At 71.0% G+C, this 18,452-nt stretch carries 18 protein-coding genes; 11 read left to right on the top strand and 7 right to left on the bottom strand.

What is annotated here, in order from left to right; translation table 11 throughout:
• Positions 1–420: a cobalamin-dependent protein gene (locus tag RB608_RS16480; RefSeq protein ID WP_308089129.1), complete on the top strand. Its 420-nt coding sequence runs from the start codon at positions 1–3 to the stop codon at positions 418–420.
• A complete protein-coding gene (locus tag RB608_RS16475) occupies positions 404–1,978 on the top strand; it encodes a class I adenylate-forming enzyme family protein (protein ID WP_308089128.1) in 1,575 nt (524 codons plus the stop codon). The genes RB608_RS16480 and RB608_RS16475 overlap by 17 nt, the downstream gene beginning before the upstream one ends.
• Positions 1,979–2,188: 210 nt before the next feature.
• Here the strand turns inward: RB608_RS16475 and RB608_RS16470 are convergent, their stop codons facing one another.
• The 5 genes from RB608_RS16470 to RB608_RS16450 form a co-directional block, all read right to left on the bottom strand.
• Entirely contained in the window at positions 2,189–3,538 is a 1,350-nt protein-coding gene (locus tag RB608_RS16470; protein ID WP_308089127.1) for an amidohydrolase family protein, read from the bottom strand.
• A complete protein-coding gene (locus RB608_RS16465; RefSeq protein ID WP_308089126.1) occupies positions 3,535–5,061 on the bottom strand; it encodes a sugar ABC transporter ATP-binding protein in 1,527 nt (508 codons plus the stop codon). The genes RB608_RS16470 and RB608_RS16465 overlap by 4 nt, the downstream gene beginning before the upstream one ends.
• A 1-nt stretch (position 5,062) precedes the next feature.
• Positions 5,063–6,229: a substrate-binding domain-containing protein gene (locus tag RB608_RS16460; RefSeq protein ID WP_308089125.1), complete on the bottom strand. Its 1,167-nt coding sequence runs from the start codon at positions 6,227–6,229 to the stop codon at positions 5,063–5,065.
• Between the two features lie 58 nt (positions 6,230–6,287).
• Positions 6,288–7,319, bottom strand: coding sequence for an ABC transporter permease (locus RB608_RS16455; RefSeq protein ID WP_308089124.1), 1,032 nt, complete (start codon positions 7,317–7,319; stop codon positions 6,288–6,290).
• Between the two features lie 144 nt (positions 7,320–7,463).
• Positions 7,464–8,234 carry an IclR family transcriptional regulator gene (locus tag RB608_RS16450; protein ID WP_308089123.1) on the bottom strand — a complete coding sequence of 257 codons (771 nt, stop codon included), beginning with the start codon at positions 8,232–8,234 and terminating at the stop codon, positions 7,464–7,466.
• Positions 8,235–8,366: 132 nt separating this feature from the next.
• Here RB608_RS16450 and RB608_RS16445 point away from each other — a divergent pair, with 132 nt between their 5' ends.
• The 5 genes from RB608_RS16445 (at position 8,367) to RB608_RS16425 (ending at position 11,921) form a co-directional block, all read left to right on the top strand.
• Positions 8,367–8,561, top strand: a complete 195-nt coding sequence (locus tag RB608_RS16445) for a ferredoxin (protein WP_308089122.1) — start codon at positions 8,367–8,369, stop codon at positions 8,559–8,561.
• Between the two features lie 63 nt (positions 8,562–8,624).
• Entirely contained in the window at positions 8,625–9,899 is a 1,275-nt protein-coding gene (locus tag RB608_RS16440; RefSeq protein WP_308089121.1) for an aromatic ring-hydroxylating dioxygenase subunit alpha, read from the top strand.
• Positions 9,896–10,402, top strand: a complete 507-nt coding sequence (locus tag RB608_RS16435; protein WP_308089120.1) for an aromatic-ring-hydroxylating dioxygenase subunit beta — start codon at positions 9,896–9,898, stop codon at positions 10,400–10,402. Before RB608_RS16440 ends, RB608_RS16435 begins: the two co-directional genes overlap by 4 nt.
• On the top strand, positions 10,402–10,683 hold the full coding sequence (locus RB608_RS16430; RefSeq protein ID WP_308089119.1) for a hypothetical protein: 282 nt from the start codon (positions 10,402–10,404) through the stop codon (positions 10,681–10,683). Before RB608_RS16435 ends, RB608_RS16430 begins: the two co-directional genes overlap by 1 nt.
• Positions 10,680–11,921 carry an FAD-dependent oxidoreductase gene (locus RB608_RS16425; RefSeq protein WP_308089118.1) on the top strand — a complete coding sequence of 414 codons (1,242 nt, stop codon included), beginning with the start codon at positions 10,680–10,682 and terminating at the stop codon, positions 11,919–11,921. Before RB608_RS16430 ends, RB608_RS16425 begins: the two co-directional genes overlap by 4 nt.
• Before the next feature lie 26 nt (positions 11,922–11,947).
• Here RB608_RS16425 and RB608_RS16420 read toward each other — a convergent pair whose 3' ends face one another.
• Positions 11,948–12,739 (bottom strand): IclR family transcriptional regulator, encoded by a 792-nt coding sequence (locus tag RB608_RS16420; protein WP_308089117.1) that lies wholly within the window; start codon positions 12,737–12,739, stop codon positions 11,948–11,950.
• Positions 12,740–13,019: 280 nt separating this feature from the next.
• Here RB608_RS16420 and RB608_RS16415 point away from each other — a divergent pair, with 280 nt between their 5' ends.
• From RB608_RS16415 to RB608_RS16400, 4 genes are all read left to right on the top strand, one after another.
• Entirely contained in the window at positions 13,020–13,844 is an 825-nt protein-coding gene (locus RB608_RS16415) for an SDR family oxidoreductase (protein WP_308089116.1), read from the top strand.
• Between the two features lie 87 nt (positions 13,845–13,931).
• The gene (locus RB608_RS16410; protein WP_308089115.1) at positions 13,932–14,954 is read left to right on the top strand and encodes a dihydrodipicolinate synthase family protein; all 1,023 of its coding nucleotides are present in this window, start codon (positions 13,932–13,934) and stop codon (positions 14,952–14,954) included.
• Positions 14,951–15,937: an ornithine cyclodeaminase gene (locus tag RB608_RS16405; RefSeq protein ID WP_308089114.1), complete on the top strand. Its 987-nt coding sequence runs from the start codon at positions 14,951–14,953 to the stop codon at positions 15,935–15,937. Before RB608_RS16410 ends, RB608_RS16405 begins: the two co-directional genes overlap by 4 nt.
• A 51-nt stretch (positions 15,938–15,988) precedes the next feature.
• Positions 15,989–17,422 (top strand): NAD-dependent succinate-semialdehyde dehydrogenase, encoded by a 1,434-nt coding sequence (locus RB608_RS16400; protein ID WP_308089112.1) that lies wholly within the window; start codon positions 15,989–15,991, stop codon positions 17,420–17,422.
• A gap of 10 nt (positions 17,423–17,432) precedes the next feature.
• Here the strand turns inward: RB608_RS16400 and RB608_RS16395 are convergent, their stop codons facing one another.
• Entirely contained in the window at positions 17,433–18,437 is a 1,005-nt protein-coding gene (locus tag RB608_RS16395; RefSeq protein WP_308089111.1) for an acetamidase/formamidase family protein, read from the bottom strand.
• Positions 18,438–18,452 lie beyond the last annotated feature (15 nt).

Genomic DNA, 18,452 nt, shown 5'->3' with positions numbered 1-18,452 from the left:
ATGGCGACGACGCCGAAGCTGAGGATCCTGCTGACGAAGGTCGGCATGGACGGGCACGACCGCGGCATCAAGGTCATCGCGCGCACTCTGCGCGACGCGGGCCACGAGGTGATCTACATGGGGCGCCGGCAGACCCCCGAGGGCATCGCGCGGGCGGCGGCGCACGAGGACGCCGACGTCGTCGGCGTATCGGTGCTCTCCGGGACCCACGCGAGCGTTGCCCGTTCGGTGGTCGCGGCGTTGCGGGAGGCCGGCCTGGACACGCCGGTCGTGATGGGCGGCACCATCCTGCACCGGGAGATCCCTGACCTGAAGGAGGCCGGAGTCGCGACCGTCTTCCCCGTGGCGACCAAGCTGGCAGTGATCGAGGAGTGGTTCGCGGAGCTGGCGGAGAAGCTGGACGATGCCGCTCTTTCCTGACGCGGCCTCGGTTCCCACGTCCCTGACGACCCTTGTCGGCGACCTGGCGCGGGCCGGGTCGCCGATCCAGGTCCGCGACGGCGAGCGGACCTTCACGTTCGCGGAGATCGCGGCGGACGCCGAGCGGCTGGCCGCGGGCCTGGCCCGCTGGGGTGTCGGTGAGGGCGACCACGTCGCGATCTCGATGGCGAACCGTGTCGAATGGCTGCACGTGTGGTTCGCGGTGGCCAGGATCGGTGCGGTCCTGGTGCCGCTCAACACCCGGTTCACGGAGCCCGAGGTCGGCTACGTGCTGCGTCAGGGCGACGTGACCCACCTGATCTGGGAGGACGGTACCGGGAGCCTCGGGGCCGAGGCGATCGGTCGGCTGACGGCGGGGGAGGGCGTGCACCTTCGAGGGTGTGCCGTCCTCGACGGCACACCCGTCGCGGGCGCCGTCGCGCTGACCGACCTCTACGACGAGGACACGGTGCCCGTGCGGGAGGACGGTCGTGCGCTGGGCATGATCCAGTACACCTCGGGATCGACGGGCTTCCCGAAGGGCGCGATGCTCACCAACGCCGGCCTGGTGCGCAACGGCTGGGGACTGGGTCGGGCCTGGCAGATGACCGAGCACGACGTCGTACTGGTGGCCAACCCGCTGTTCCACTGCGGGGGATCGGTCTTCTCGTTCATGGCGGCGGTCACTTCCGGTGCGGCCACGGTCCTGATGCGGGGCTGGCAGCTGGGCGCGGGACTGGAGACGATGCGGGCGCACGCCGTCACGGTCGCCCCGGTGATCGACGCGGCAGCCCGGGACCTGGTCCTGCACGCGGAGTCCACCGGCGAGACCGTGTCGTCACTGCGTCTGCTGTCGACGGCGGCCGACGCGGATCTGTTCACGCGCGTCGCGCGGTCGCTCGGTTGCGAGGTATCGAACGTCTTCGGGTTGACCGAGTGCTCGCCCAATGTCTGCGTCGGCGATCTCGCCGATCCGATCCAGGAGCGGATCGATCACATCGGTCGTCCTCAGGAGGGGCTCACGGTCGACATCCGCGATCCTGATTCCGGGCGCCCCGTGAGTCTCGGGGACATCGGGGAGATCGTGGTCCAGGGGGAGCACTCGGTGATGCTGGGCTACTACCAGAACCCCGATGCGACGGCGCGGGCCTTCACCGCCGACGGCTTCCTCCGCACCGGGGATCTCGGACGCCTGTGTCCGGACGGCAGGCTCGACTACTGCGGCCGTGCGAAGCTGATGATCAAGTCCGGTGGGGAGAACATCTCGATCGAGGAGGTCGAGAGCGCGCTCCGTGCCCACGCGGCCGTTGCCGATGTGATCGTGGCGCCTGTTCCGCATGAGCGGTTCGCCGAGGTGGGCCTCGCGTTCCTGCAGCCGGCCGCGGGTGCGACGCTCGATCCCGACGAGGTCCTCGCCTGGATCCGCGGCACGCTGGCCGGCTTCAAGATCCCGAAGTACGCCGTGGTGATCGACACCTTCCCGCGATCCGGCAGCGGGAAGGTGGACCGGGCGTCTCTGACGGCTCGTGCGAAGGACATCGTGGGCACTCCTTCCTAGTCGACCCTGTCTTCCAGCTACGACAGGTTGCGGCCGGTGGGCTCTTCGCAGCGGGCCAGCGGAGCGATCAGCGAGTCGACCAAGGTGCTCATCGCCCTGCCCTGATCTCGATGCGCCGGTCGGGGCGCGGACCGGCAGAGCCGAGCCGACCTCGTCAGCGAGCGCCGGGGGCCCTAGTGCCAGGTTGGACAACCTGGCTGGGCATCGCAGCTAACCCGGCGTGTGCGTGGTGATCCGCGATCGGGCGATGGCGGTTCTAGCCTGTGCGGCCAGCTCCATGGGGTCGGCGTGCACGAGAGCGTGGTCGCGAACGACGGCCTGTCCCTCGACCAGGACGTGACGAGCGGTCGCGGGCGGGGAGAGGAGCAGGCCGGCGAGGGGGTCGGCCTCGGTCCCGACGGCGTGGAGGCCTGTGACGTCGAAGACGGCGAGGTCGGCGCGGGCGCCGAGAGCGATCGTGCCGAGGTCGGTTCGGCCGAGGGCACGGGCGCCGCCGGCGGTGGCCACCTGCAGCGCCTCGCGGGCGGTGAGGCCCTGCTCGACGCCACCGGCCCGCGACACCAGGAGCAGCTGACGGGCCTCGGCGAGGGCGCTGCCGCCGTCGTTGGACGCGGCGCCGTCGACGCCGAGGCCGACGGTGACCCCGGCGTCGACCAGGTCACGCACCCGGGCGATGCCGGAGCCGAGCCGCAGGTTCGAGCTGGGGCACAGCGCGACGGCGGTGCCGGTGGCGGCAAGAGTCGCGATGTCGTCGTCGGAGAGGTGGACGCAGTGCGCCAGCCAGGTGCCGGGGCCGAGGACACCGAGCTCGGCGAGGAGGTCGAGGGGGCGCAGGCCGGTGGCCCGGACGGTCGCGGCCTCCTCGTCACGTGCCTCCGCCAGGTGCGTGTGGAACCCGAGACCCCGCGTCCGCGCGATCTCGTGGGCTCCGCGGACCAGGTCGGCGGTGACGGCGAGCGGATGGCACGGAGCGGCGGCGACGCGGGTCAGGCTCGACGGATCGGGGTCGTGGTGCCGGTCGGCGAGCTCGCTCAACCGGGCGAGGTACTGCTCGGAGTTCTCGCAGAGGGCAGCGGGGGCGAGTCCGCCGTGTGCGTCGTCGACGTCCATGCTGCCGACAGCGCTGACCAGGCGGATGCCGAGCCGGCGGGCGGCGGCGACCTGGGCGTCGACGGGGTCGGGGGCGCCGGGGGTGGGCGCGAGGTAGTGGTGGTCGACGCTGGTGGTGCACCCGGAGAGCAGGAGCTCGGCGACGGCGACCGCGGTCGCCGCCTCCTGCCAGGCACCGTCGTGCTTGCTGAAGAGCGGCCACAACTCGGCGAGCCAGCCGAACAGCGGCCGGTCCTGGCCGCGGACCCGCGTCAGTGACTGGAACATGTGGTGGTGGGCGTTGACCAGTCCCGGGACGACGACCGCGCCGCGCGCGTCGACGACCGTCGTTCCTGGACCCGCGGTGAGGCCGGTGCCGACCGCCGTTACGACCCCGTCCTCGACCAGCAGGCTGTCGGCCGAAGGACCGTCCCACAGCACGGCCTCGGCTCCACTGACCAGCACGCTCACGGCGCCGGGGTCCCGGTGAGGTAGCTCGCCGCGTAGATCTCGTCGGCGTGGTCGAGGCCGCCGGGCGTCTCGTGCACCCCTCGGCCCTCCCGTACGACGAGCACCCGGTCGGCGGCACCGGCGACCTCGTCGACGTCGCAGGACACGTACAGGACGGCGGTTCCCGCCGTGGCGGCCTCACGGACGATCTCGATCAGCGACCGGCGGGTGGGCTCGTCCACTCCCTGCGTGGGCTCGTGGAGGATCAGCACCTTCGGCCGGTCCTCCAGCACCCGCGCCAGCAGCACCTTCTGCTGGTTGCCACCGCTGAGCGCGCCGACGGGGATCTCCGGTCCGGCCATGCGAATCTGGAAGGCCTCCGCGGTCCGGCTCGCCCATGCGCGCTCCTTGGCGTTGCCGACCAGGCCGAGGACGCGACTGGTCCGCCGGACGACGGGTGACAGGTTCTCCCGCACCGACGCCGCGACGTACACGCCGTTGAGAAGCCGGTCGGCGGGGACGACGCCGACCCCGTTGCGTCGTCCGTCGGCGTAGGTGCGTCCTCGCAGACGGACGCCGTCGACGAGCACGGACCCGGTGCGGCACCGGTCGGGCCGGCTGACCAGGTAGGGGATCTCCTCGAACCCGGCGCCGGTGGCGCCGGTGATCCCGAGGACCTCCCCCGGCCGGACCTCCAGCGACAGGTCGTGGATGTGCTCCCCCGAGACCCTCTCGAGCACGAGGCGCGGCTCCTCGCCCGTCATCCGCGCCCCGGCGGCGGTACGACGCATCGCGCTCACCTCACGCCCGCTGACCATGCGCAGCAGGTCCTCCTCGGTGGTGTCGGCGACATCCACCGTCGCGACGACTGCCCCGCCGGCCAGCACGGTCGCACGGTCCGCGGCCCCGAGGACCTCGGACATGTGATGGGTGACGAGCAGCACGCCGCCGCCCTGGGCCGCGACCCGGCGCGCGGTCGCGAGCACCTTCTCGGCGTCCGCGCCGCGCAGGCGGGCGGTCGCCTCGTCGAGCACCAGGAGGTCGAGCGGCGCGCCCGAGGCCCCCCGCTTGAGCGCGCGGGCGATCGCAACCACCGCCTGGTTGGCGGGGGAGAGGTCGCGAACCATCGTGTCGGGCCGGAAGTCGGCGGCGAGCGAGTCGAGGATCGGCCGCAGCGTGCGTCGCTCCCGCTCCCAGTCGATGAACGGTCCGCGCCGGGCGGCGATCTCACCCATGCAACAGTTCTCGAGCACGGTGGCGTCGCCGCACAGGGCGAGGTCCTGGTGGACGACGCCGATCCTGGGCGGTCCGGCCGACGGGGCGTCGCCTGCTCCGACCTCGACATGGCCAGCATCGGGCCGGACCAGTCCGCTGATCATCTTCACCAGGGTGGACTTGCCCGAGCCGTTGTGGCCGAGCAGTGCGTGCACCTCGCCCGTGGCGACCGTGAAGGTGACGTCCTGGACGGCGCGGGTGGAGCCGAATGCCTTGCTCAGGCCGGTGATCCGGAGGGCCGACGCGGCGGGCGTGATCGTCGATCCCATGTCAGGACAGCCCCCACAGCTCCTTGTAGCCGTCCCGGTAGCCCGGGCCGAAGAGCGCGGCGTCCACCGACGCGGAGGTCGACGTGTCGACGTCCTTCAGGGCGGCTGCGTCGACGTACCGGATGGGCAGGACGGGGTTGGCGGGCTCCATGTCGAGCATCCCGCGCATGGCCTGGTCGACGGCCGCCCATGCGGCCCACGCGGAGCTCTTGGCGACGTCGGCGACGAACACGTCGCCCTGCTTGACGAGGGCGAGCGCAGCGGGGCTGCCATCCTGCGAGACGATGCGCACCTTGCCAGTGGCGGCGGCCTGCTGCACGCCGGTGGTGGCGAAGATGCCCATCGCGTCGTAGATCGGCAAGATGAAGTTGACGCCGGGGTTGCTGCGGATCTGCGTCGCGACGAGTCCAGGAATCTGGGTGGACCAGTCGTTGAGGGCGGTGTCGGTCGTCTCGGCGAGCTCGCAGGTGTCGCACTCCTCGACGGCGCTCTCGATCGAGCCGACGATCGCAGCGGCCGCGGTCAGCTCGGAGGTGTTCATCACCTGGACGTGGGCGTCCCCGTCGGTCGTGGCGATGGCTGCGGCGGCCATGAGGCGTCCGCCGAGGTCGGCGTCGGGGGACACGTTGCCGAAGATGTTCGGGTCGGAGCCCTGGCCGGGAACGTCGGCGACGGGCGGGCTGTTGACCACGTCGATCGTGGGAATGCCCTTGTTCTTGGCGTTCTTGATCTGTCCCGCGACGACCTGCATCACCAGGCCGTCACTGATGATCGCGTCTGCCCGGTTGTCGATGGCCTGCTGCATTCCCTGCTGCATCAGGGTCGCCTGGCTCTTGGCGTCGAAGACGGTGGTCTTGATTCCGAGCATCTTCGCCGCCTCCTGGGCGTTGGCGGCCACGTCGGCGATCGTCGGCACCCGGAGGTCGATCGCGACGATCGCAATGGTCTTGCCGGCGAGGGAGGCGGCGTCGACGGCTGGCCCGGGTGCCTCGAAGGCGGGCGTCGCGGAATGCTGCTCGATGAGCTCGTTCATCTCGAGCGCGATGTCGGACTTCGCATCGTCCCGGCTGGCCGAGGACTCCGCGCTCTCGGGGGCCGAGCACGCGGTGAGCGCGAGGAGTGCGGCGCTGGTGAGCGCGGCGAGCGCGCGGAGGTGGCGGTGGGACATGGTTCTCTTTCCTTCGGTGGGGCGCGGTTTCCGAGACGGGTCGTGGGGCGCGGCGCGCTCAGCCTCGGGACTTGCGGGCGAAGAAGCGGCTGAGACCGACGGCGAGGACGAGCACGCCGCCGTTGAAGACGTTGATGACCCAGTTGTCGAGACCGAGGAACTGGAAGCCAGTGGTGCCGACGGCGAGGAGGTAGACGGCCCAGACCGACCCCCATACGTTGAACCGGCCGGGGGTGAACGCGGTTGCGCCGAGGAAGCCCGCGGCGTACGCCGGCAGCAGGTAAGGATCGGCGATCGACGGGCTGGCGGCGCCGGTCTGGCCGACGAACATGACACCGGCGAGGCCGGCGAGGACGCCGGTGGTCGTCATCACGGCGATCCGGACGCGGGCGGTGCGGACGCCGGCGAGCTCGGCGGCCGCGCGCGCGTTCCCGGTGAAGAACATGCTGCGCCCGACGGGCATCCGGCCGACGACGAGGTAGAGCGCGACGGCGATGAGCAGCATGAAGAAGAAGGCGGCCTGGACGCCGAGGAAGCGGCTCTGGAAGGGGTAGGTCAGCGAGGTGGGCAGACCGCCGATCGTGACGGAGCCGGCGATCCCGATGGCCAGGCCCTGGACGAGCGTCCCGACGGCGAGGGTGACGATGAACGAGTTGAGGCCGGCGCCGACGACGAGCGCCGCGTTGACCAGGCCGACCACGGCGGCCAGGGCCACCGCGATCAAGCAGGCCACGAGGGGCGAGATCGACTGTTCGGCGGTCAGGTAGGCGATGACGCTCGCCGACATCCCCATGACGGCGGCGACGGAGAGGTCGAACTCTCCGATGATCAGCACGAGGGTGACCCCGAGGGCGAGCAGTGCGGCGGTGGCCTGGATGCTCAGGATGGTCGTGAGATTGTCGCCGGTGAAGAAGGTGTCCGGCCGCAGGGCGGAGAACAGGGCGATCAGGGCGATCAGTGCGATCAGGAGGGCGTAGCGCTGCAGCCGGGCGGTGATCCCGGCAGCCGCCCGCCCTGCGTCCCGCTCCGTCCGCAACTCCGCCGTGTCCACGGGCAGATCGGTGGTGCGGGTGTTCGACGATGTGGTCACGCGCGGCTCGCCTCCGGCTGCTGAGGGGCGGCCTCCGACGTCCCGACGGGACGGCCTGCCCAACTCTCGATGTGCCGGGCACAGTAATCAGACCGTCGGCTGAGGAGGAACGATCTGCTCAAACATTCCTTCTAGCCGAATCAATCAGGCAGAGCCGTAATAGTCCAGGGCGATCGCCGCGCTAGCGGTGCGCAGGTGGTTGATCAGACCGTTGACGCGGATGTGCGGGAGACGGACGGAGGGTGCGGCGACGGCGAGCGCGGCGATCGGCCTCCCGCTCGTGTCGTTGACAGGGACGGCGACGGCGTGGACCCCCGGCTCGCGCTCGCCCATGTTGGTCGCGTAGCCGAACTCGCGGATCGTGGCGAGCTCGGCGTGTACCGTCGCCGCCCAATCGGGATCCGGGTGCCGCGGGTCCTGGGCCAGCGACTCCTCGAGGTCGGAGGGCTTGAGGGCGGCCAGCAGCACCTTGCCCGCCGCGGAGACCGATGCCGACACCCGTTGGCCACGGATGCTGCGCACCTGCAGGCCGTGGCGGTCCTCGACCACCGAGTCGAGGCACAGCACCTCGTGGCCGACGAGGACCTGAAGGTTGACGGCCTCGTTGACCTGCTTGCACAGACGCTCCAGGTGCACGTGCGCCACGCGCTCCAGCGAGTTCTGGTCGCTGAAGTGTCGGGCGAGGCGGAGGATCTGGGGGCCTGCCACGTAGAGACGGGAGCCCGGCGGCTGCCGCAGGAACCCCTCGTCCTTGAGCGAGGTCAGCAGCCGATGGGCGGTCGAGCCGGCCACGCCGAGCTCCTTCGAGACGTCCACCACGCGCAGCGAGGGGTGGTCCTCCAAGAGCATGAGCACACGCAGCGTGTTCTTGGTGGAGCTGACGGGCGGAACGGCTGACTCGTGATCCTTCGGCATGGCCGAATAGTAGGGCGCACTCGCTCAAATTCCTTACAAAGGAATCTTTCTGTCTCGACCTTCCGCGTTGCCGAGGGTCATGCTTAGAGTCCGAGCCCATCGGTTCACCCATGTCTGAGGAGCGAAGCAGCAGTGAAGGTCACCATCGATCGCCCCACGTGCCAGGCCTACGGCAACTGCGCCGACGAGGCCCCCGGCGTCTTCGACCTGGACGACCTCGGCTACGTCCGGCTCGCCGGCGACGAGGAGGTCCCCACCGGTCTCGAGCAGGAGGCCCGTGCCGCCGTCCTGAGCTGTCCGGCGCGTGCCCTCGGCACCGTCGACTGATCTGCGGACCCGCACCGCCCACCCGGCGTCGTACCCCTGACTTCTGTGGAGAGGATCCCTCACATGACCACCGATCCATCGGCCAGCATCCCGCGGTCCCACTACCGCGACGGCGAGGCCCTCGAGCGCGAGTTCGCCACCGTGTACGGCGAGAGTTGGGTCTTCATCGGCCACGAGTCCGAGGTTCCGGCGGCCGGGGACTACGTCACCCGCTCCATGGGAGCGAACCCGGTGATCATGTCCCGCACGGAGGACGGCGCGATCCACGTGATGTTGAACTCCTGCACCCACCGAGGCACGGAGGTATGCAAGCTCTCCTACGGCAACACCACGACCTTCCGGTGCGGCTACCACGGCTGGGTCTTCGGCGCGGACGGCGATCTCAAGGGCGTTCCGGGGCGCCGCTCGCTCTACGGGCCCTCCTTCGACCCGGGGCGGCTGGGCCTGCGCAAGGCACGGGTGGGGACCTTCTGCGGCCTGGTCTTCGCGACCTGGGCGCAGGACGCGCCCGACCTGGTCGAGAGCCTCGGCGACATGGCCTGGTATCTGCGCGGCTTGTTCGAGCTGTTCTCCGGTGGGCTCGAGGTGCACGGCGGCGCGCACACCGTCGACGTCCGGGGCAACTGGAAGATCCACGTCGAGAACTTCGCGGGCGACGGCTATCACCTGAAGAACGCGCACAAGACGATGTTCGACCTGGGGGTGATGGGCACCCAGGCGGGTGCCGTCGACGGGTTCGTGGTCAACGTCCCGAACGGCCACTCGCTGCGGGCGCAATACCTGGCCGACGAGGGCGTTCCGGAGGCCGTCCTCGGCTACGAGGACGCGCTGCTGGAGTCGATCGACGCCGACGAGCAGCACCGCAGGTTCCGCGAACGGAGCACGGTGATCCACGGGATGGTCTACCCGAACCTCCTGTTCATCACGACGGCGCCGTTGTACTTCGGCGCGGACGCCGATGGCGCGGTGGCCTTCACGCAGCTGCGCCAGATCACGCCGATCGACCCGCACCACCACCGCGTGACGTACTGGACGCTGGTGCCTCGCGACGCCAGCCCGGAGTGGAAGAGCAGGTCCTATCTCTACTCGACGCGGCAGCACGGTGCGGCGTCGTTCTTCGAGGCCGACGACCTCGAGAACTTCCGGAGGATCGACGCGGGCCTGGGTGACGCGGTCGCCGGCGTCGAGCCGTTCAACTACGAGCTGGGCATCGACGTCGCCGAGCGGGCGACACCGCCGTGGACGGGCCCCGGGCGGATCGTGCGCCAGGACCTGACGGAGGCCAACCAGCGCAACCTCGTCCGGCGCTACCTCGAGCAGATGGGAGTCGAGGGATGAGCGGCGTCAGCGTGGAGCTGCACCACGAGATCGAGCAGTTCCTCTTCACCGAAGCGGACCTCCTCGACACCCACCGCCAGGCCGAGTGGCTGGACCTGCTGTACGACGACTTCAGCTACCGGATGCCAGTGCCGGTTGCGCGCGACGAGCCCGCCCAGGGGCAGTACGACGCGGTGCTGGAGTTCGCCAACGAGTCGAAGAGCTTCCTCTCGATGCGGTTCCAGCGTCTCGACTCCGACTTCGCCTGGGCGGAGCGTCCGGCGGCGTTCGTCCGTCACTTCGTGTCGAACCTGCGGGTCGACGAGCTCGATCCCGGACGGGCCTGGCGGGCGCGGACCAACGTGATGGTGCTGCGCTCCCGCCTGCCCGAGGCCCCGGTCATCGCCACTGCCGGAAGGGTCGACCGGATCGAGCGTCACGACGGCCGGCTGCTCCTGTGCGAGCGCGTCGTGCACATCGACACCGAGCACCCGAATGACTCCCAGCTGAGCTCGATCTTCTGATGACGGCCCACGACGCGGCGCCGGCAGAGGCGGAGAAGTGGCGGGTCCACAACGAGTTCGCCGCGGTCACCTTGGCACTCGTCCCGCACGGGCGCGGCACGCGCCTGCGGATCAGCGCGGGCCGCGTCGAGTCGATGGGCCTGATCGACGCGACCGTGCTCGAGGCGCTCACGATGCTCTCGGAGTCGGAGCTGGCGCAGATCGTGGCTTTCGCGACGGACCCCGGGAACGTCCTGCACCGCGAGCCGAGCCGGACCGAGGGCGAGGGGGACGCGCTATGAGCACCGTCCCCGACCGCGTCGTCGTGGTCGGCTCCTCGGTGGGTGGTGTCCGCACGGCCCAGGGCCTGCGCGCCGCGGGCTTCGGGGGGAGCGTCGTGGTGGTCGGCGCCGAGAGCGAGCAGCCTTACGACAAGCCACCGCTGTCCAAGCAGCTGCTGTCGGGGGAGTGGTCGGTCGCGGACATCTCCCTGGCGCCACCCGGCGAGCTCGCGGACGCGGACATCGAGCTTCGGCTCGGTGTGGCGGCAGGCGGCGTCGACGTACGCGACCGGCAGCTGTCGCTCGTGGACGGCACGACGCTCGACTACGACGCCCTGGTGGTGGCGACCGGGGTGCGGCCCCGAACGCTCGCGGCGCCGCGGTCGGTCCCGTTGCACACGGTGCGCGACCTGGCCGACGTCGGATCCCTGCGCCGGGCGCTGGACTCCGGGGGCGGTCTGGTCGTGGTCGGCGGCGGCTTCATCGGCGCGGAGGTGGCCTCCACGGCAGCCGGCCTCGGCGTGCCGACCTCTATCGTCGAGGCCCTGCCGACTCCCTTCTCCCGCGTGCTCGGCGACGAGGTCGGCGCCCACTTGGCCGGGATCCACGCCGAGCACGGCGTCGAGGTGATCTCCGGCACCGGGGTGGTCGCGCTGCGGCGGGGGCCGAGTGGGCTCTCGGAGGTCGAGCTGGGCGACGGCCGCGTCCTGTCGGTCGCCGCGGTGACGGTGGGGATCGGGTGCGTGCCCAACACCGAGTGGCTGGCCGGCTCCGGGATCCCAGTCGACGACGGCGTCGTGACCGACGAGTTCTCCCGCGTGAGCGGCGTGCCGGACGTCTATGCCATCGGCGACGTCGCGCGCTGGTACGACGTCCGCACGGGGACGTCGCGCCGGGTGGAGCACTGGACGCACGCGTTCCAGCAGGCCCAGTTGGTGGCGCACAACATCGTGCATCCCGACGACCTCCAGGCCCACGAGCGGGCGCCGTACTTCTGGTCGGACCAGCACGGCATCAAGATCCAGATGGTCGGCCGGCGTGGGCCCGGTGACTCCACCGAGATCGTGTGGTGCGACGGCCCGGACGGGCAGCGGCCGGTGGCCCTGTACGCCGCCGGCGAGCGCTTCACCGGCGGGGTCACGTTCGGGGCGCCGAAGATCAGCGTGCGTCTGCGTCGAGCGTGGGAGGACGGTGCGAGAGCCGCCGACGTGCGCGCCCTGATAGCGGACCTCGGAGCGACCCAGCCTGCGCGCACGTGAGCCCCGACGCCCGGGTCACCTCCGTCTCAGGCGTAGGTGCCCCGCCAGCCCAGAGCCTCGGAGATGCGGGTGGCGGTGTCGCTCAGCCTCGTGAGGTGGAGGGACTGGTCGGCGGCGTCGTCGAACACCGGCAGGGGGAGGACGCTCGTCAGGGCGGCGACCACCGCGCCGTCCTTGCGGCGGATCGGCACCGAGAGGGAGCCGTTGTCGTCCTGGAGCTCCGCGCGCGAGGCGGCGTGGCCCTGGTCGCGCACCTCGGAGATGCGCGTGCGCAGCACCTTCGGGTCGGTGATGGTCCGCGGGCTGACGGCAGGGAGCGGACCGGCGAGGTACTCCTCGACGAACTCGTCGGGGGAGTGGGCGAGCAGCACGATGCCGAACGACGCGCAGTGCAGGGGCAGGCGGTACTGCTCGCGGATCCGGGTGACGGCCCCCGCCTGCGGGTTCTGCTCGGCGAACAAGGTGACGGCGTTGTGCCCGCTGCGCTCGGTGACCTTCAGGAGACCGGGGACGTGCGGCAGCGCCTGCTCGAGGTGCCCGAGGCCCACGCCGAGCACGGGGTGGTCGCGCAGGTAGGACGTCGCCATCGCCCACATCATCGGGCCGATCGAGTACTCCCCGGTGTCGGGATCGCGCTGCAACATCCCTTCCTCGGTGAGGACACGGATGGTCCGGTAGATCGTGGCCCAGGGCTTGTCGAGCTCGCGGGAGAGCTCGGCCGGACGCATGGGGCGGTCGGCCAGCACGCGCATCACCAGTGTGCTGCGCGACAGCGACTTCACCGCCTGGCCGCGCGGCGTGGAGTTACTCTCACTCATCGTTGGCGTCCTGTTCCGCGTTCGCGGGCCCGGGCTGCCCGCTTTTCGGACAGGGTAGTCGCGTCGAGAGCAGCTGGTCGAACACCCGTGGTCCCGCTCCGGCTTCTCGCTGCCTCAGCCGGCCCGACGTCACCGCGTCGCCGTGGGCTGCTGCGCGCATCTCAGCTGGCTGGACGCTCGGCGACAGTGAACGCGGCGGGCCGCTTGACAGTCGATCGGTCCCTACGTGAACATGATGTTCGCATAACGGATAATGTATCCCATCTTGTGAGGAGCGCGCGTGTTTGAGGCCGATCTGTCCGAGCTCACCGGCCGTGCCGTGCTCCTGACCGGAGCGGCAACCGGCATCGGCGCAGCCCTGTCGAAGGACCTGCGCGCCCGCGGATGCCACGTGGTCGAGCTGGACCGGGTGCCGCTGTCCACCGAGGACGAGGCGGACCAAGCAGATCTGCCGGGCCGGCGACTACGGGTGGTGGGCGATGTGACCGACCCCGAGGCGAACACCGCGGCGGTCGACCTCGCGCTGAGCGAGTTCGGCGCCCTCCATGGCTTCGTCGGCAACGCCGGCGTGCACGACGGCGGGGTGCGCGTCCAGGACGCCGACCCGGCCACGCTGCGCGACCTCGCCCGCCGCGTTCTGGACGTCAACGTCGTCGGCTACATCGTCGGCGCCTGCGCCGCGGCGCCCGCGGTCACCGCGTCCGGCGGGGTCATGGTGTTCACGCTCTCCGACGCGACCTACGTCGTCTCCGGCAACGGCGCCGGCATCGCGTACGCCGCGTCCAAGCACGCGGGGCTCGGCGTCGTGCGTTCCCTGGCTGCGCAGCTCGCTCCGGAGGTGCGGGTCAACGCGGTCGCTCCCGGCGGCGTCGTCACGCCCCTGAGCCGTGTACGTGCCGACGGCGACCCGCAGGGGGAGGCCGGGCTCGCGCCCGTGTACGACGACGTCGACAAGGCGCTCGTCGAGATCCGCGCGTTGAACCCGCTCGGCACCTCCCTCGCACCCGAGGACCTCGTCCCGCACTACCTGTACCTCCTCACCCGTCAGAGCGTCGGCCTGACCGGTCACGTCGTCCGCCCCGACGGCGGCCTGTCGATCGCTTGATCCGTGGCCGACACCGCCCGACCACCGACCATCGACCGGCGCCTCGCGGGGCGCCCGCATCAGAACCCCCAGAGAACGGAGGCCCTCGTGGCCAGCTACGACAACGCCGCAGAGGCGCGCGCATGGGCCCGCCAGAACCTGCGGGGCGTGACCGGGTGCGTGATGCCCTCGTTCACCGCCGACATGTCCGGCCTCAACGAGGCGGCGATCGTCCACGACATCCACCGCGAGCTCGAGCTCGGCTTCAGCGGCTTCCTGATCGTGGCGGAGTGCGGGACGACCGCGGCAGAGTTCGACCGCTTCGTCGAGATCTGTGTGGCGGAGAGCGGTGACGCCCTCACCATCCTCCAGGCCGCCGAGCCGACCGTCGATGCCAACATCGAGCTGATCAAGCGCTCCGCCGATGCCGGCGTCGACCTGGTCATGCCCTCCTACCCGCTCGGCTTCTACCCGCAGAGCGGCGACGAGGTCGTGGCCTACACGAAGGCGCTCGCCGACGCCAGCCACCTCGGCCTCATCGTCTTCGCGATGAACCTGTGGAACTTCGAGCGGCTGCACCCCTCGGGCTTCGCGGTGGACTGGCTGCGTCGGCTGGTCGACGGAGTGCCGAATATCGTCGCCATCAAGAACGAGGTCGCCGAGCCCGGTGTCGCCGGGATCTCCGAGGTCTTCCGCAAGTTCGCCGACGACGTCGTCGTGGCGGACCCACTGGAGATGAACTCCCCGGCGTGGACCACGTCGTACGGGATGCCGTGGATGGGCACCTCCAACTACGAGTACTTCGGCGCCGAGGTGCCGCGCTACTTCGAGATGCTCCAGGACCCGGAGCGCTACGACGAGGCGATGGAGATCTACTGGCGCATCCACCCGGCGCGGCAGGCGAGCGGCGGGCTGATGAAGGAGGCCAACAGCGGAACGGTGTTCGTGCACCGGATGCTGTGGAAGTACCAGGGCTGGCTGCAGGGCTTCAACGGCGGTCCGGTGCGCCCGCCGCACACCCGGCTCCTCGACCGACAGATGCGCACGCTGCGGGCCGCCGCGGTCGCCAGCGGCCTCGACGTCACCGACGAGCCCGACACCGAGTTCTTCCGTGGCCGGTGCGGCGCATGATCGAGCAGGACATCACCCGGATCCGGGTCGTCAGCGCGGAGGAGGTGCTGCGTCACGGCACGCCCGCGCTGGCGCTGACCGCGGCGCGGCAGGCGGCCGACGTACGGCGTCACCCGGCGTCGAAGACGAAGCGGCTCAACCTCGCCCTGCCGGGCGGTTGGATGCGGGTCCTCGGAGCCTCGCTGCCGCCCCTCGGGATCTTCGGCTACAAGGAGTTCCACTACTCCCCGGGCGGGATGCTGCGCTACGTCCTCCACCTCTTCTCGACCGACGACGGCAGGCCGATCGGCATCCTCGACGCCTCGATGATCACCACGCTGCGAACCTCCGCCAGCGCCACCGCCGCCGCGACGGCGTACTTCGGGGACGCCGTACACCCGCTGACGGTGGGCGTGATCGGGTCGGGCGCCGAGGCCCGGGCCGGACTGCGTGCGCTGGTGGCAGCCCTGCCGGTCAAGGCGGCCCACGTGACGAGTCGGCGCGAGGTGAACCGCACGGACTTCGCCGAGCAGATGAGCGCTGAGCTCGGCATCCCGGTGCTGCCCGCCCCGGACGCCGCCTCGGCGGCCAGCGGCGCGGACGTCGTCTACCTCGGCACCGGCTCGTCGTCGGTGGTCGTGGCGCCCGAGGACCTCGCCGGGGTCCCGCTGGTGCTGTCCATCGGCTCCACCATGCCCGACCAGCGCGAGCTCCCGGGCGAGGTGCTCGCCGGTGCCGCCGTGGTCGTCGTCGACACCTGGGACGTCCTGAAGGAGTCCGGGGACGCGATCGCGGCTGCCGGCGTCGGTCTCGACCGCTCGCGGGTGCGCCTCCTCGGTGACTTCATCGAGGCTCCGGGCTCTCCGTCGGCCGGCACGACGCTCTACAAGTCCATCGGCTCACCCGAGCAGGACCTGGTGCTCGCCGCGGCGATCGTCGACGACATGGCCGGGCTCGACGGCAGGTTCGTCGACAGCCTGACTGACGTGAAGCGCAACCTGTAGTCCCTTTCCCTCCCCCCGGGCACGCACGTGCCCCGTCTCTAAGGAGCAGTCATGAGCACCGGTCTGTGGATCGACGGCGGCTGGCGCGAGTCGCGCGCCGGTCGTGACGACTTCGCCGTCGTCGACCCGGCAACGACGAAGGTCCTCGCGCACGTCGTCGACGGCGGCGTCGAGGACATGGCCGACGCACTCGACGCGGCGTCGCGTGCGTACGAGACGTGGGCGGAGACGCCCGCGCGCGAGCGCTCGACGATCCTGCGTCGGGCGTGGGAGCTGATGACCGAGAGGTCCGAGGAGCTCGCGCGGCTGATCGTGCGCGAGAACGGCAAGGCGCTGCCGGACGCGCGCAGCGAGGTCGCGTATGCGGCCGAGTTCTTCCGGTGGTTCTCCGAGGAGGCGGTGCGGGCCCACGGAGACATGCGCCGCTCCCCGACGGGACAGAACTGGATCATGGTGACCGAGGAGCCCATCGGCGTGGCACTCCTGATCACGCCCTGGAACTACCCGGCGGCGATGGCCACGCGCAAGATCGCGCCCGCGCTGGCGGCGGGGTCGACGGCGGTTCTGAAGCCGGCCGCGGAGACCCCCCTGACGGCCCTCGCGATCGCCGAGCTGCTGGCCGAGGCGGGTCTCCCGGCCGGCGTGCTGAACGTGGTGTGCACGAAGCGGTCCGGCGAGCTGGTCGGGCACGCGCTGGGGGACACCCGTGTTCGTGCCCTGTCTTTCACCGGCTCCACCGAGGTCGGTCGCACGCTGCTCACTCTCGCCGCCCAGAACGTCGTGCGCGCCTCGATGGAGCTGGGCGGCAACGCTCCCTTCGTGGTCCTCGACGACGCCGATCTCGAGGAGGCCGTCGACGGTCTGATGGTGGCCAAGCTGCGCAACGGCGGCTCTGCCTGCACGGCGGCAAACCGGATCTACGTCGCCGACGGCGTGGCCGACGAGTTCACCGAGCGGTTCGCGGCGCGGATCGCCTCGGTGCGTCACGGCAACGGCCTCGACGACGGCGTCGAGCTCGGCCCCCTGGTCAACGAGAGCACTCAGCGCAAGGTCGCCGAGCTGGTCGACGGCGCCGTTCGTGCGGGCGCGAGCATCGCCGCCGGCGGTGGGCACGACGGTCTCCCGGGCTACTCGTACCGGGCGACGGTTCTCGCCGACGTCAAGCCCGACGCTGAGATCCTGCGGCACGAGATCTTCGGCCCGGTCGCCCCGATCGTCCGTTTCGAGAGCGACGCGCAGGCGGTCGCCCTCGCGAACGACAGCGAGTTCGGGCTGATCTCCTACCTCTACACGCGCGACCTCGACCGCGGTCTCGCCGTCTCGCGCCGCCTCCGCTCCGGCATGGTCGGACTCAACCGCGGTGTGGTGTCGGACCCGGCCGCTCCGTTCGGCGGCGTCAAGCAGTCGGGCATCGGCCGGGAGGGTGCTGCCGAGGGCATGCGCGAGTTCACCGAGCTCAAGTACACGGCGATCCCCTTCCACTGAGGGGACGGGATCAGGGTGCGGTGTCCGGCACGGGCTCCCATCCTGACCCGGGTCCGAACCACGGCAGTGCGTCCGTGAACAGCTCGCGCGCCAGACCGGCCTGCACGCCGAGCTCGGCGTTGACGACCTGGCTGATCTTGAGGTCGAGGGCCATGGAACACAGAGCGTAGGCATCGATCCGGCTCAGCCCGTGCTGCGTGCTGACGACGTCGACCATCGCCCGGGTCGCCTCGCGGCACGCCTCCTCCAGCGAGCCGGCGAAGGCGGTGGTCAGGAACTCGGTGGGCGTCTCCGCACGCGGCGCGGTCAGAGCCGGGCCGCCGCGCAGCAGCGTGAAGCGCAGCGTCGCCTCCTCCACCGACGCCTCCAGGGCGGTGAGGTTGACCTCGCCGTAGCCCTGGGCAGCATGCGCGTCACCGGCGCAGAAGAGCGCACCGTCGGTCCACACCGGCAGGTAGAGGGTGGTGCCGACCACCAGGTCGGGCACGTCGATGTTGCCGCCGTGCGAGCCCGGAGGGATCGAGCTGTGCGGCCCGTCGGCGGCCGGGGCGACCCCCATGTAGCCGAGGAAGGGTCGAACGGGGATCTCGATGCCGGGGAGCACCGTGGTCCGGGTGCCGGCGCTGCGACCGGTGAGCTCCACGTGGCGGATCTGCCCGTCGGCGAAGTCCTCGGCGAGCAGGCCGATGCCGAGGTGGCCGGGCAGGCTGAGATTGAAGGCGTGCGGCCGCAGGACCAGGTCGAGCACCTCCACCGCGAGCACGTCGCCGGGACGTGCCCCTCGCATCGCGATGGGACCGGTGAGGTCGTGCGGACCGGCGTCGCCGGCGTCGTGCACCATCCGGGCGACGTCGGCGATCGTGGTCTGCGGCGTCACCTGGTTGCCCCAGGCGTTCCAGGTGTCGAGGCTGACGACGTCTCCCGACTCGATCGTCAGGACCGGCTCGTCGGTCCGGTCGACGACGCCGCGGCGTACGGTCGCCTCCGACGCCCGGAGCTCGTGGTGGGTGGTCATAGTGCCTCCTCTTGT

The sequence above is a fragment of the Nocardioides sp. LHD-245 genome, assembly GCF_030929495.1.
In the GTDB taxonomy this organism is placed as follows: domain Bacteria; phylum Actinomycetota; class Actinomycetes; order Propionibacteriales; family Nocardioidaceae; genus Nocardioides.
The sequence above is the reverse complement of the archived record's forward strand: the minus strand, read 5'-3'. Positions and strand labels throughout refer to the sequence as shown.